General features: G+C 67.7%; 10 protein-coding genes and 2 tRNA genes. 3 read left to right on the forward strand and 9 right to left on the reverse strand.

Going from position 1 to position 13751, the window contains the following annotated elements; translation table 11 throughout:
• Window positions 1-38 precede the first annotated feature (38 nt).
• Window positions 39-890 carry a hypothetical protein gene (locus tag ACZ7KI_RS30525; RefSeq protein ID WP_470276508.1) on the forward strand — a complete coding sequence of 284 codons (852 nt, stop codon included), beginning with the start codon at window positions 39-41 and terminating at the stop codon, window positions 888-890.
• Window positions 891-1433: 543 nt separating this feature from the next.
• Here the strand turns inward: ACZ7KI_RS30525 and ACZ7KI_RS30530 are convergent.
• From ACZ7KI_RS30530 to ACZ7KI_RS30540, 3 genes are all read right to left on the reverse strand, one after another.
• Window positions 1434-1506, reverse strand: a tRNA-Glu gene (locus ACZ7KI_RS30530).
• 132 nt (window positions 1507-1638) lie between these two features.
• Window positions 1639-1710, reverse strand: a tRNA-Gln gene (locus ACZ7KI_RS30535).
• Between the two features lie 51 nt (window positions 1711-1761).
• On the reverse strand, window positions 1762-2496 hold the full coding sequence (locus ACZ7KI_RS30540; protein WP_470276595.1) for an HAD family hydrolase: 735 nt from the start codon (window positions 2494-2496) through the stop codon (window positions 1762-1764).
• A 568-nt stretch (window positions 2497-3064) separates the two neighbouring features.
• Between ACZ7KI_RS30540 and ACZ7KI_RS30545 the strand changes: the two genes are divergently transcribed.
• Window positions 3065-4303 (forward strand): FAD-dependent oxidoreductase, encoded by a 1239-nt coding sequence (locus ACZ7KI_RS30545; protein ID WP_470276509.1) that lies wholly within the window; start codon window positions 3065-3067, stop codon window positions 4301-4303.
• 68 nt (window positions 4304-4371) lie between these two features.
• On the opposite strand, the gene ACZ7KI_RS30550 is transcribed toward ACZ7KI_RS30545, so the two are convergent.
• A complete protein-coding gene (locus tag ACZ7KI_RS30550; RefSeq protein ID WP_465461107.1) occupies window positions 4372-5142 on the reverse strand; it encodes a fumarylacetoacetate hydrolase family protein in 771 nt (256 codons plus the stop codon).
• Window positions 5143-5295: 153 nt separating this feature from the next.
• Here ACZ7KI_RS30550 and ACZ7KI_RS30555 point away from each other — a divergent pair, with 153 nt between their 5' ends.
• Window positions 5296-7326 (forward strand): ATP-binding protein, encoded by a 2031-nt coding sequence (locus tag ACZ7KI_RS30555; protein ID WP_470276510.1) that lies wholly within the window; start codon window positions 5296-5298, stop codon window positions 7324-7326.
• On the opposite strand, the gene ACZ7KI_RS30560 is transcribed toward ACZ7KI_RS30555, so the two are convergent.
• The 5 genes from ACZ7KI_RS30560 to ACZ7KI_RS30580 form a co-directional block, all read right to left on the reverse strand.
• Complete coding sequence (locus ACZ7KI_RS30560) at window positions 7327-8958, reverse strand: toll/interleukin-1 receptor domain-containing protein (RefSeq protein ID WP_470276511.1); 1632 nt, start codon at window positions 8956-8958, stop codon at window positions 7327-7329.
• A gap of 274 nt (window positions 8959-9232) precedes the next feature.
• Window positions 9233-10099: a helix-turn-helix domain-containing protein gene (locus ACZ7KI_RS30565; protein ID WP_470276512.1), complete on the reverse strand. Its 867-nt coding sequence runs from the start codon at window positions 10097-10099 to the stop codon at window positions 9233-9235.
• 222 nt (window positions 10100-10321) lie between these two features.
• Window positions 10322-10537 carry a DUF397 domain-containing protein gene (locus tag ACZ7KI_RS30570; protein ID WP_470276513.1) on the reverse strand — a complete coding sequence of 72 codons (216 nt, stop codon included), beginning with the start codon at window positions 10535-10537 and terminating at the stop codon, window positions 10322-10324.
• Window positions 10538-10698: 161 nt separating this feature from the next.
• Window positions 10699-12318, reverse strand: a complete 1620-nt coding sequence (cimA, locus tag ACZ7KI_RS30575; RefSeq protein ID WP_470276514.1) for a citramalate synthase — start codon at window positions 12316-12318, stop codon at window positions 10699-10701.
• Window positions 12319-12592: 274 nt separating this feature from the next.
• Window positions 12593-13636 (reverse strand): 3-isopropylmalate dehydrogenase, encoded by a 1044-nt coding sequence (locus tag ACZ7KI_RS30580; RefSeq protein WP_037304890.1) that lies wholly within the window; start codon window positions 13634-13636, stop codon window positions 12593-12595.
• Window positions 13637-13751: the final 115 nt, after the last annotated feature.

Raw genomic sequence — 13751 nt, forward strand, 5'->3', positions numbered from 1 at the left:
GTGATAACGAACTTGGCTATTTCTCCAGGAAAGAAGAAATGATGCGAAGAAGCCGTAGCGTTCTGCGGACCGTAACCGGCGCCGCCATCCTGACCGGCGGAATGATCGCGTTGGCGCCGATGGCCCAGGCGACCACCATTCCCGTGGCATGCTCTGAAAACGCCCTCGTCGACGCCATCAACCTCGCCAATTCCACCGTCGACAAGGACACCCTGACGCTGGCGGGCGGCTGCACCTACGCACTGACGTCCGCGCACGGCGGACCCGACAACGGCCTGCCGGTCATCACCACGCCGATCGAACTGCTCGGCCCGGCGACCGTCACGCGGAGCGCGGTGCTCCCCTTCCGGATCGCCGAAGTCGGCGCGGCAGGCAACCTCACCCTCACCACCTCGGTCACCTTCGCCAACGGCAACGTGGTCGGCGCCGGAGGCGGCATCCTCAACCGTGGCGCCGTGACGCTCACCAGCAGCAGCCTGAGCGGCAACCAGGCCACTCTCGCGGGCGGCGGCCTCGCCAACGTCGACACCCCGTCCGGCACCCCGCCCGCCGCGTCGTTCACCAGAAGTGACGTCATCGGAAACACCTCGCTGCTCCAGGGCGGCGGCATCTACAACGGTCTTCGCGGCACCTTGACCACGACGGGTGTCACCGGCAGCCCGATGCTCATCAGCGGTAACACCGGCGCGCAAGGCGGCGGGATCGCCGCGGTCGACTCGACGGCCACGACCATCACCCAGACCGCCGTGACCGTGAACCACGCCCTCCTGACCGCGGGCGGGGTCTTCCGGAGCAACGGGACCATGACCACGAACAACGCGCCGATCACCGCCAACACTCCCGGCAACTGCGTCGGCAGCGCCCCGGCGGTACCCGGCTGCACCGGCTGACCCGGCCGCACCACCGAATAAGGCGAGGGACCAGCAGAAAGCGCCGATCATCGTGATCGGCGCTTTCGCGCTGTCACCAAGGGCCCGTCCCCGGTGCCGGATCCACGGTGGCCCGGCGACGCGGAGTTGGTCACCGTCAGCCGGAGAGCGTCGCCGATGTAGGTGAGGTCCACATGCGCGCCTCTGGAAGCTCCAACGTGCGAGAGAACTCACGGTGAAAAGCCTTTCGGGAAGGAGGACGGTCGTCGACCAGCCTTCCCGTCCTGACCCTCCGCGGCGTCAGCCTCCGGCGGTCATCGGCGTACCGCACCCGCGGTACCGCAGGCCGCGACCACTAGCCCGCGGTCGCCGATATTCTTCTTACGTCGCAACGATTCCGTCACATGACCACAGTGGACGACAGTGCGATCACCTCGGACCGCCGGTCGATCTGGTACCGGAAACAGCGGTAGCCGCGGAAAAGATCGGCGACGCGATGGCTTCCGCCGAAATGCGAAAAGTCCCGACCGGTTCGGTCGGGACCTTTCGGGTTGAAGCTGTACGTACCCCCGATGGGATTCGAACCCACGCTACCGGCGTGAGAGGCCGGCGTCCTAGGCCGCTAGACGACGGGGGCTAGGAATTTTCCTCCTGCGAGAGGAGGTTTTCAGTTGTTGACTTGCCGTGTTGCTGCGGAGAAACTTACCAGACCGGGTTTCCCGCCTTCGCAGGGGGGTCACTCTGTGTTTCACTCCGGAGAGTTCTCCAGCTGGGGTACCAGGACTCGAACCTAGACTAACTGGACCAGAACCAGTCGTGCTGCCAATTACACCATACCCCAGTGAGGTACCGTTCCGACCTTGACCGGCTCGGTGCCGCACGAGAAAGAATACTAGAGCACGCCGTTCCGGACCGTGAAAGCGGGGGTCTCCGTAGCGCGCTGGGCCGGGACGCCGAGCTTCGCGAACTCGGAAACGAGCAGCTCAGGCAGCTCGTCGAGGCCGGAGATCGTGTGCACGCCCGCCGGAGCGCGCTCGGCGATGCCGTCCCGGTCGAGCCAGACGGCCCCCAGGCCGGCGTCGCGCGCGCCGATGGCGTCGGTGTCGAGCTTGTCCCCGACGTGGACCGCTTGTGCCGGGTCACAGCCGAGACCGAGGCAGACCGAGTGGAACATCACCGGATCGGGTTTGGCTACTCCGAGTTCACCGGCGATGGCGACGTGGTCGAAGAACCGCGCGAGGCCGAGATCGGCGATCTTCTTGCGTTGATGCACCCCGGACGCGTTGGTGACGGCCGCGACGAGGACACCGGCGGCGCGTAGCCATTCCAGACACGGAAGGACATCATCGAACAATTGCCACGAACGCGCGAGAATTTCACGTCGGCGTCTTTCAAAGCCGGTGACCTGGTCTTCGTCGGCCAAAATGCCGATCTCCGCGAGGAAGCATTCAGTACGCTTGTGATGCATGGTCGCGTAATCGATTTCGCCCGCGACCACCAGCGCGACGTGCTCTTCGGTGATGAGATCCCACAGTGGCCACAGGTCGTTCTGACCGGTGAGCGCGCGCAGGCTGAGCCGGATCGCCGCCGTGCAGTCGATCAAGGTGTCGTCGATGTCGAGACACACCAACCGCAACTCCGGGGGCTCCCAAGGGGCTCCGTCCGGAACGGCGGGCGCGGTTCGTGACGGGGTCCGGGGCACGAGAGCGAAATCCACCAAGTGAGGCTAGGGCACCCAGCGCGATCGCGACTCTGCCGATGAGGTGATTAAAGCTGCTCTGTTCCGGCGCGGGCACTCTACTCCCAGTTGGTGAGATGTCGTGTTTTAGTTACCGGGCAACGCCGAACGACGACGACCGAGTGAAAGGTCACCGTTCGGCACATTTCGGGCCCGGGAGGTCGCGCACACCCCGTAACGGACACGAAAGCCTTACGGGACTTGGGACCCGGACCGTCCACAAGGGCACCTTCATCCGCGTCCCTCTTCGACCGTCCTTCCGGGACCGATCCCGCCGGACCGAAGTCCTATTTGGACGGTGAATCCCGGCCGCTCGCGGATCACCACCGCACCGCCCACGGCCGTCCCGCGCCCGATCGGCGGCTCCGTCCGGATGGCGCTTGACGCACCGGCCGGACAGGTGCATGCTGAGCTTATTCAACAGGTGATGAATAAGGGATTCGAAGGGGTGGGACGGATGAACGAACGCACGAACTGCGTGGTCGTCGGCGGTGGCCCCGCCGGCATGGTCACCGGGTTGCTGCTGGCCAGGGCGGGCGTCGAGGTCACGGTGCTGGAGAAGCACAAGGACTTCCTGAGGGACTTCCGCGGCGACACCGTGCACCCGTCGACGTTGACCTTGCTGGACGAACTGGGGCTCGGCGAGAAGTTCCTCAGCCTGCCGCACAGTGAGATCTCCTACGCCGGCTTCCCCGCTGAAGACGGCACGATGATGCGGCTGGCCGACCTGACCCGGCTGAAGGTGGCGCACCCCTACATCGCGATGGTCCCGCAGTGGGACTTCCTGGACCTGCTCGCCGACGCCGGCGCGAAGGAGGCCACGTTCACGCTGCGGCAGAGCACCGAGATGACCGGGCTGATCCTGGAACGGGGCAGGGTGACCGGGGTCCGCTACCGCGACGTCGAAGGAAAGACCGGCGAACTACGCGCCGACCTCGTGATCGCCGCCGACGGCCGCTGGTCACTGGCCCGGCGAGAGGCCGGGCTGGTACCGAAGGAGTACGGCACCCCGTTCGACGCGTGGTGGTTCCGGATCTCGCGGCGGGAGGGCGAAGGGGAGGGCATGCTGACCCCGAAGATGCGGAACCGCCGGTTCGCCGTGCCGCTGCCGAGGAAGGGCTACTTCCAGGTCGCCTACCTGGGCCCCAAGGGCGAGGACCTGCGGACCAAGGGCATCGAATGGTTCCGGGACAACGTGGCCGACGTCTGCCCCGAGTTCGCCGATCGCGTGGACGAGCTGAAGACGACCGACGACATCAAGTTCCTCGACGTCAAGCTGAACCTGCTGCGGAAATGGCATCTCGACGGGCTGCTGTGCATCGGCGACGCGGCGCACGCGATGTCACCGGTCGGCGGGGTCGGCATCAACCTCGCGGTACAGGACGCGGTCGCGGCCGCCACCCTGCTCGCCGAACCGCTGCGCCGGGGCAGGCCGTCCGCGGCGGACCTGGCGAAGGTCCGCAAGCGCCGTCTCGCGCCGACGATGATGGTGCAGGGGCTGCAACGGCTGTTGCACAAGAACATCATGCAGCCGGTCATGGCGGGCAGGCGCGACGGCCCGCCCGCCGTGATGGTGAAGCTGTTCAGGCGCTTCCCCGCGCTGTCCTACTTCCCCGCGCGGCTGCTGGGCCTCGGCCTCCGGCCCGAGCACGCCCCGGCTTTCGCGCGGCGGGCGATGGAGCCGGCCGGGAGCTAGGTCCCGGACGCCATGAAAGGTCCTTTCCTGGCAAATTTTGCGAGGAAAGGACCTTTCATGGCACTTGGTCAGACGGCCTGGACCGGATTCGTCAGGGTGCCGATGCCATCGATGGTGATCGACACCGACTGCCCGTCCTCGATCGGGCCGACGCCTTCGGGAGTGCCGGTCAGGATGACGTCGCCGGGCAGCAGGGTCATCACCCCGGACACGAATTCGACCAGCTCGGGGATCTTGTGCACCAGGTCCGACGTCCGGCCGTCCTGCTTGAGGACACCGTCCACCTCGGACCTGAGCGCGAGGTCGGCCGCGTCGATCGAGGTCTCGATCCACGGGCCCAGCGGGCAGAAGGTGTCGAAACCCTTCGCCCGGCCCCACTGGCCGTCGGCCTTCTGCAGGTCACGCGCGCTGACGTCGTTCGCCACGGTGTAGCCGAGGATCACGCTCGCCGCGCGGGCGGCCGGCACGTTCTTCACCGGCTGGCCGATGACGATCGCCAGTTCGCCCTCGAAGTCGACGCGGCCGATGCCGTCGGGACGACGGATGGGCGCGTTCGGGCCGATCACCGTGGTCGACGGCTTGATGAACAGCATCGGGTCCGCCGGGACCTCGTTGCCGAACTCGGCGGCGTGCTTGGCGTAGTTGCGGCCGACCGCGATCACCTTCGACGGGAGGATCGGCGCGAGCAGCCGGACGTCGGCGAGCGGCCAGCGCTTGCCGGTGAAGTTGGGGTTGCCGAAGGGGTGCTCGGCGATTTCCAGTACCTGGGCGTCGTCGCCGTCCCCTTCGATCGAAGCGAACGCGACACCACCGGGATGAGCAATTCGAGCTAGACGCACGCCCTCCACCTTACGGGTGCCGATCACGACCGGCTCCGAGTGGATACACCGAAAGCCACCGAAAGTGCACCCGTCCAGGTGCTGTGTGCCCGCCCCGCAAGCGGAACCATCGAAAGGCAGGCCGAGGCACGCCGGGCGAGGGAAGGCCGCGACATGACCGCCGACGCGTATCCCCCGAACCCGACGATCGTCCCGAGACAGCTGCCCTTCCCGCCGCCGTGGCTGGTCGGCCGCGAGAGCGAGACCGCCGTCCTGACCGAAACGCTGGGCCCGCTCGCCGACCCGGCGTCCGTCGTGGTCATCGAAGGGCCGGGCGGGGTGGGGAAATCGACCCTCGCGCTGCACTGGGCGCACCACCATCTGGACCGGTTCCCCGACGGCCAGCTCTACACCGACCTCGGTGGCTTCGACCGGCCCACCGAACCGCCGTCCGCGCTGTCGGTGTTGCACTCCTTCCTCGGGGCGTTCGGGGTGGCACCGGCCGCGCTCCCGACGGACGAGCGTTCCGCCTCGGCGCTCTACCGCAGCGTGCTCGCCGGCAAGAGGACGCTCATCGTGCTCGACAACGCCGCGGACCTCGCGCAGGTGGCACCGCTGCTGCCCGGCACCCGCTCCTGCGCCGTCCTGGTGACCAGCAGGACGAACATGGCCGGTCTCCGGCTTCGCGGCGCGACATCGCTCCGGCTCGACCCGCTGTCGACGCCGGAAGCCCATGACCTGCTGGCACACCAGATCGGCGCGGACCGGGTCCTGGCCGAACCGGAAGCGGCCGACCTCCTGCTCACCCACGCGGCGGGACTGCCGCTGGCCGTGTCGCTGATCGCGGCGCGCGCGGCGAGCAGGCCCGACCTGCCCCTTGCCGTGACGGCCGATGAACTGCGAGGCGGCAGCAGCCGCTTGGACGTCTTCGACGCCGGTGACGGATCGGCCGACCTGCGGACCGTCCTCTCGTGGTCCTACCGTGGGCTGGGGCTCGACGAGGCCGGTGGCTTCCGGCTGCTCGGTCTTCTCCCGCAGCCCGAATTCGACGAGGCGGCCGTGGCGAGCCTGCTGGCCTTGAGCACCGCCCGGACGACCGCGCTTCTGCGCTCCCTCGATCTCAAAAGCCTTCTGCACCAACACTTTCCGAAGCGCTATCGGATGCATGATCTCGTGCACCGGTACGCGGGTGAACTCGCGGAGCGGATCGATCCGACGGCCGAACTCATCTCGGCGAAAAGGCGCGCGGTGGACTTCTACCTCCACACCGCGCTGAACGCCGATCGCCTGCTTTACCCGTATCGCGGCAGGCTCGCGCCGCCCGTTCCCGGACGCGGGGTCGACGCCCTCGAGTTCGCCGGCGAAGCGGCCGCGCTGGAGTGGTTCGCCGCCGAGCACCGCACCCTGCCGGCCATGCAGCGGCTGGCCGCCGCGGAAGACCTCCCGGAGCAGGTGTGGTGGCTCGCCCGCGCGCTCGACACCTACCAGCACAGACAGGGCTTGGTCCACGACAACGTCGAGACCTCGCGACTCGGTGTCGACGCGGCCGAGCGCCTCGGCTCCCCCGTGATGCGTGTCCTCGCCCAGCGGCAACTGGGCAGGGCCTGCACCCGGGCGGGCGAACTCGACGAGGCGTTGAAGTGGCTGTCCCGTGCGCTGGCCGCCGCGGACGGGCCCGAGGAACAGGCGCACACCCACCATGACCTCGCCCGCGCCCACGCGCGCCGGGCGGATCCCGAGAACACCCTGTGGCATGCCGAACAGGCGCTCGAACTGTATCGCCGGGCGGGCAATCAGGTGGGCGAGGCGCACGCGCTGAACGCGGTCGCGCGGCAGTACACGGAACTGGGCGACCACGAACGGGCCCGCGAGTACGCGTCCAAAGCACTTTCCCTGCACGAAAGGCACGGCAACGGCAGCGGGGTCGCGGTCACCCTGGACAATCTCGGTTCCATCGCCGGCGGCGTCGGCCTCCCCCAGGAGGCGGAGCGCTCCTATCTGCGCGCGCTGGAACTCAGTCTGAGGCAGGACAACAGGTTCTTCGCCGCGGAGGTGACCGAACACCTCGCGGAAACGCAGTTCTCGAGCGGCAAGCTCGACGAAGCGGCGGAGCACTTCAAGCGGACCTACGAGCTCTACGTCGCCCAACACCGGCTCGCCGACGCCGAGCGGGTGCGGGAACGCCTGGCCGTCCTTCACCGCTGATCAAGCCTGACTGCGCAGCTTGCGCGCGATCTCCTTCCATTCGGAGCGCCGGGTCCAGCGCCCGCCGACGCGTTCCCCGATCCGGCGGCTCCGCTCCTCAAGGCCGCGCAACCGCACCCTCGGGTCCGCGAACAGACGCTCGCAGATCCGGATGTCGCCGCGTTCGACCCCGGCCGTCTCCGGTACGAGCCTGGCCAGCAGCCACCGGCAGGTCGCCGAGGCGTAGGGCAGCGAGATCTCGTCGAAGAACTTCAACGCCAGGCTGATATCCCTCGCCGCGTTCGCCGGGGCGTCACGACCGCTCTCCTTCAGTCTCAATTCGGCCCTGGCCAGATGCGCGGAGCCGAGCAGTTCGGTGTAGGAGGCGCCGTGGTCGGCGTGGCAGGCCAGCGACGTGAGCGCCTTGTCCACCAGTTCCCTCGCCCTGGGGAGTTCGCCGCGGGCGATGGAGATCCGCACCCGGAGGATGAGGAGTTCGTGGTATTCGCGGGTCCGGTCCTTGGGGAGATACGTGACGGCCTGCCCCGCCAGTTTGTTCGCCCGTTTCAAGGCCGAGCGCCGCCGGTCGAGGCGGTACTGCGTGAACCAGACACAGGCGAGGACGGTGCGGCAGGCCCCGTACTCGTCACCGGCGGGATCCAGCGCGTGGAACATCGCGCTCGCCGCCTTGGCGCAGTCCACCGCCTGTGCCAGGTGGTGCCTGCGGGCGTCCGACCGCGAAACCTCGGCCAGTTCGCCGTGCAGGGTCGCCAGCAGCCGCTTGCCGAAGGCGACCATCCAGCCGTCACCGCACTCCTTGGCCAGCCGGATCCCCTCGTCCACAGTGGACACCGCGGCGGTGAGTTCGTGCATGCGGTGCAGATGCCAGGCCTGGCAGTGCAGGAGCAGCCACGCCTTCGTCCAGCGGTCGTCGGCCGTGAGCGTCCCGTCGGGCAGAGCGCGCAGGCAGCATTCGGTCACCCGTCTCATCGCCTCCGCGTCCCCGGCGGCCTTGACGATCCGCTCGACCGCGGGCAGCGCGCGGACGAGGTCCGCACGGCTCAGCTCGGCGACGACGGCGAGCCAGTCGTGCACGAGCGCGGGTCCCGCGGCCGACGACGGCGCGGCCGCCTCGAGGTCGTGCACGAGCGCCAGTTCCTCGCCGACCTCGGGCGGCGGGTTCAGGGGCCGCGCCGCCGGTGGCACCGGGCTCAGCGCGAGCAGCCGTCGGACGATCTGCTCCAGGCCGTCCTCGGTGTCCGGGTCGAACCGCGAGATCACCAGGTTCTTCAGCACGACCGGGGCGAGGTCGGCGGAGAAACCGAGATCGGCGACCGGGATGACCGGACAGCCACCCGGCTCGGTGTGGTCGTAGATCCGGCGCTGCAGCACCCGGCTTTCGAACAGGACACCCTTGCGCGCGGCCGTGCCGTCACCGGCGCCGAACCTCAGCACGTAATCGGGTGACAAGACGCAGAGCACCGGGTAGGCCGTCACCGAGGTGACGATCCATTCCGGCAGGGAGACGGGATTCCCCTCGGGGAGATCGCGGTCCCAGAGCACGTCGACCCCACGCTTCCGCAGGGCTTCGGCCAGCGCTTGAGCGACCTTCCTGCCCTCGGTGTCGTGGGCATAGCTGATAAAGACCCTCATCTGGATCCTCCTGGAACGAGGCGGCGTCCTGCCGCTTCGTCGGACAAGGCCATTCACGGCCCGCCGGGTCCCTCGTGGCCGCGGCGCGCCCCTGTCCGCTCGGACAGGTGAACGCCGACGGCCACCGGGACGGGGGCAGCCTTCGGAGGCGATTAGGTCGTATGCTGACGATCCGGCAGTACGTCCACGCCTCGCTACGCGGTGAGTCCTGTGGGTATTGCCACTCGGGCGGCTTCTGTGCCAGCAGAAGCCGCCCTTTCACGTTCGGGCTATCTCATTCTTCCTCCAGCCTCGCCAGCGCCTTGTCGATCATGCGCGGGGTCTCTTCGGGCGGCAGGGCCGCCTCTTCGAGCTGGTAGAAGATCTTCAGGTACTCGCCACCCTTGTCCGCTCCGGCGGCTTCGTCGAAATAGACGTCACCCGAGGGCTGCTCGACGGTGAGGAAGTAGTCGTTCGCCTGGTCGGACAGCTCCATGAGCTGGAACGAGCTGCGCATCCCCCGCAGGAAACCCGCCGTGAACGGGAACACCTGCAAGGTGACATTGGGCTGCTCGGCCACTTTCCGCAGGTGGGTGAGCTGCTTCCGCCAGCCGTCCGCGTCGGTGACCCGCCGGTAGAGCACCGACTCGTCGATGATGAAGTGGTGCTGGAACTCCATGTCCTTCAGCCGCCCTTGCCGGATGAGGCGCACCTCGATCCCGCGCTCCACGGCCTCCGCCGTGTTCGGCCCCTTCTCCATCAAGGATCGGATGTACTCGGGCACCTGAAGCAAGCCGGGAACGAGCAGCAACTGGAACTGCCGGATGCCGACGGCCGAGGCCTCCAGCCCGAGGAATCGGACGAACTCCTGCCTGAACACCCGGCGGTACTCGTCCCACCACCCTGGCTGCCTGCTCTCCTTCGCCAGCTGGACATAGGTCTCGACGCGATCGCGGTCCGTGATGCCGTAGTGCAGGAGCAAGGCCTTCAGGTCGGTCGTGGACAAACCCACCGACCCGTTCTCGATCCGGATGATCTTCGAAACCGACCAGTCGAGTGCCTCCGCGACCTCCTTCTGCGTGAGCCTCAGCGTGTCGCGGGCCTCCCGCACAGCCGCCAGCAGGCGCCGCTGGCTGGTCACCGGAGTTTGGGCCCTCGTCATGATCTGCAGTCCTCCTGAGTTCTGGCAATCTGCCACCTGGCAGAACGGTACCATCCTCTATGACTTGAGTCACATCGGCCGGTGCAGACCGGAACCTGCCATAAGGCGAGGCTTCACTATGCTTCATCGCATGCGGCTACCCGCATGAATCCCGGCCGCGGCCCGAGCATGACAAAGTGGCCCCACCGCACGTGGTGAGGCCGTCAGGAAGGTCAAGCAGACTCAGGCGCCGAGGGGTCCCTCGATGAAGGCTTTCCACGCGGCGGGAGTGAAGCCGAGGGTCGGTCCCGGGGCTTTCGAATCACGAACGAAGACCACGTCACGAACGACAGTGACCTCAATACATTCAGGGTCGTTGGCTTCGCTGTATGAACTCTTCACCCACGTCAGCCGCGCGAAATCGGTTTCCGACGGCAGCCGGTCATCCCACGACGCCACATGTGCCCCCGATCCTCGGCAGGCACGCTCGACCGGGTCGCAGGCGAGACGGTACCTGTCCCCTTGCAGGCCACCGTTCAGGTTAGCGGCGGAGCGTGATCGTCATACACCGCCGACAGGCGGATTTTCACCTACCGTCGTCACTCGAGCGCGTGCCGCGCTCACGCTTGGGTAAGGGACTTGTGCACGAGCGCGTCGCACAGCGCGAGCCAGCTCGCCTCGACGATGTTGCCGTGCACGCCGACCGTGGTCCATTCCCGTTCACCGTCGCTGGTCTCGACGAGCACGCGTGTGACGGCGTCGGTGCCCGGATGGCCGGGCAGGATCCGCACCTTGTAGTCGGCCAGCTCGACACTGTCCAACCAGGACAGGTGCGGGCTGAGTGCTTCGCGCAGGGCGGCGTCGAGGGCGTGCACGGGGCCGTTGCCTTCGGCCGTGGCGATCACGCGCTGCCCGGCGACGTGCACCTTCACCGTCGCCTCCGAGACGACTTCGCCGTCGGAGCGGTGGTCCAGTACGACCCGGTACGACTCGAGTTCGAACGGCGGTTCGTCGAGGACGTCGTTCTGCGGGCCGTCGACCTCCCGCCGCAGCAACAGTTCCAGTGAAGCGTCCGCGGCCTCGAAGGACCAGCCTTCGGATTCGAGTTGCTTCACCTTGCGTACGGCGCTTGTCAGCGCTTCGGGCTGGCCGGCAAGGTCGACCCCGAGCTCACGTCCCTTGAGCTCCAGGCTGGCCCTGCCGGCCATCTCGGTGACCAGTACCCGCATGTCATTGCCGACAGAAGCTGGATCGATGTGGTTGTACAGCAACGGATCCACCTTGATCGCGCTCGCGTGCAGTCCCGCCTTGTGGGCGAAGGCCGACGCCCCTACGTAAGCCTGGTGGGTGTAGGGGGCGAGGTTGGCGATTTCGGCAAGAGCATGGGAGACCCGGGTGAGCTCGGCGGCGCCTCCGGTCGGGAGCACCTCCATCCCGAGCTTGGTCACCAGATTTCCCGTCACGGCGAACAGATCGGCGTTACCCGCTCGTTCACCGTAACCATTGGCGGTGCACTGGACGTGCGTCACGCCGGCCTGCACGGCGGCGACGGAGTTCGCCACCGCGCAGGAAGTGTCGTCCTGGCAATGGATTCCGAGCCGGAATCCGGTCCTTTCCTTGACCTCGCGGACGGTTTCCGCGAGGCCGAGCGGCAATTGGCCGCCGTTGGTGTCGCACAGCACGGCGACATCGGCGCCGGCGTTCATCCCCGCGTCGAGCACCTTCAACGCGGTGTCCTGGGAGAACGCGTAGCCGTCGAAAAAGTGTTCCGCGTCAAGGAAAACGCGGCGTCCTTCGCCGACGAGGAACGCGACGGTGTCCCGCACCATCGCGCAGGCTTCGTCGACGTCGACCCGCAGCGCGCGCTCGATATGGCGAAGGTCCGATTTGGCCACCAGCGTGATCACCGGCGCCTGGGAGTCGAGCAGGGCGCGAACCTGCCTGTCCTGCTCCGCCTTGGCGCCCGCCTTTCGCGTCGCGCCGAAGGCCACGAGCGCGGCGTGGCGGAGTTTCAGTTCGCCGGAAGCGGCGCGGGCGAAGAATTCCGTGTCCTTGGGCAGTGCGCCCGGCCAGCCGCCTTCGATGAACCCGACCCCGAGATCGTCGAGCAGCCTCGCCACCGCCAGTTTGTCCGTGACGGAGTAGGAGATCCCCTCGCGCTGCGCGCCGTCGCGCAACGTCGTGTCGTAGAGGTGGAATGCGTCGCCGAGCGGGGTGTCGGCGGGCTCCGTGCGAGTCACGGGGAACTCCTCGTGGTGGGGCGAAGCTGGTTCGGGCACAAAAAAACCTCCCGCATGGGTGCGAGAGGTTGCGCGCCGGGGGCTCTTGTGGAGCGGTTATCCGGCGCGCTCGGCGATAATGATGGTGCAGGAGGTCACGAACGCATCATGGCACATGCTCCGCCGGGCGTCCACAAGCCGGGCGGCATTTCCCACTTCCTGGGAGCCTCGGATGTTATGAACGGGACTTTCATTGCAAATTCTGCAATGAAAGTCCCGTTCATAACACGAACGACTACTGCGTGACCGTGCGCACGTTCGACGAAACGAGGGCCGCCAGCCGGTCCCCGATCGCGTGCGTCGCACCGGGCGACGCCTGGTCGCGGGTCGCGAGGTCGAAGGCCACCGAGGCCTCGATCCGCCGCGCCGCTTCCTTCTGTCCCAAGTGGTCCAGCAGCAACGCGACCGAAAGCACCGCGGCGGTCGGGTCGGCGAGACCCTGGCCCGCGATGTCCGGGGCACTGCCGTGCACCGGCTCGAACATGCTCGGGTTCCGCCGCGTGATGTCGAGGTTCCCGCTCGCCGCGAGCCCGATGCCACCGGTCACGGCGGCCGCGAGGTCGGTGATGATGTCGCCGAACAGGTTGTCCGTCACCACGACGTCGAAGCGGGACGGGTCGGTCACCAGGTGGATGGTGGCGGCGTCCACATGGGAGTAGGCGACCGTCACCTCCGGGTGCTCCAACGAGACCTCTTCGACGATCCGCGACCACAGCGAACCCGCGTACTCCAGCACATTCGTCTTGTGCAGCAGCGTCAGGTGCTTACGAGGCCGCGCCTCGGCACGGTTGAACGCGTCGGTCACCACACGCCGGACGCCGAACGCCGTGTTGACGCTGACCTCCGTCGCGATCTCGTGCTCGGTGTCCTTGCGCAGCAAGCCACCGTTGCCCGCGTACGGGCCTTCGGTGCCTTCACGCACGACGACCATGTCGATCTCGCCCGAATCGGCGAGCGGGCCGCGCACACCCGGGTACAACCGCGCGGGGCGGAGGTTCACATGGTGGTCGAGCTCGAACCGGAGCCGCAGCAGCAGCCCACGCTCCAGAATGCCGCTCGGCACCGTCGGGTCGCCCACCGCGCCCAGCAGGATCGCGTCGTGCTGCCGGAGTTCACCGAGCACGGACTCCGGGAGCAGCTCACCGGTGGAGTGCCACCGGGCGGCGCCGAGGTCGTAGTTCGTGATCTCCGCCGCCGGTACGACCTCACCGAGCACCTTGAGCGCCTCGGAGACCACTTCGGGCCCGATCCCGTCTCCTGGGATCACCGCGAGCCGCATCCACACACCTCCGTAGACCAGGCCACCGGCAGTCCGGATGGCCCATCCGCAAGAAAACGCCAGCAGCGGAAGGTTACCGGCTGTAGCCCGGTAGCCGTAGCCGCACCACCCTTAT

It is taken from the genome of Amycolatopsis sp. NPDC039088 (assembly GCF_055598845.1).

What these genes read in the sequence shown, in the direction of transcription:
- ACZ7KI_RS30525 (WP_470276508.1), top strand. Translation starts at nt 39, where the DNA reads ATGATGCGAAGAAGCCGTAGCGTTCTGCGGACCGTAACCGGCGCCGCC.
- ACZ7KI_RS30545 (WP_470276509.1), top strand. Translation starts at nt 3,065, where the DNA reads ATGAACGAACGCACGAACTGCGTGGTCGTCGGCGGTGGCCCCGCCGGC.
- ACZ7KI_RS30555 (WP_470276510.1), top strand. Translation starts at nt 5,296, where the DNA reads ATGACCGCCGACGCGTATCCCCCGAACCCGACGATCGTCCCGAGACAG.
- ACZ7KI_RS30560 (WP_470276511.1), bottom strand. Translation starts at nt 8,958, where the DNA reads ATGAGGGTCTTTATCAGCTATGCCCACGACACCGAGGGCAGGAAGGTC.
- ACZ7KI_RS30565 (WP_470276512.1), bottom strand. Translation starts at nt 10,099, where the DNA reads ATGACGAGGGCCCAAACTCCGGTGACCAGCCAGCGGCGCCTGCTGGCG.
- ACZ7KI_RS30580 (WP_037304890.1), bottom strand. Translation starts at nt 13,636, where the DNA reads ATGCGGCTCGCGGTGATCCCAGGAGACGGGATCGGGCCCGAAGTGGTC.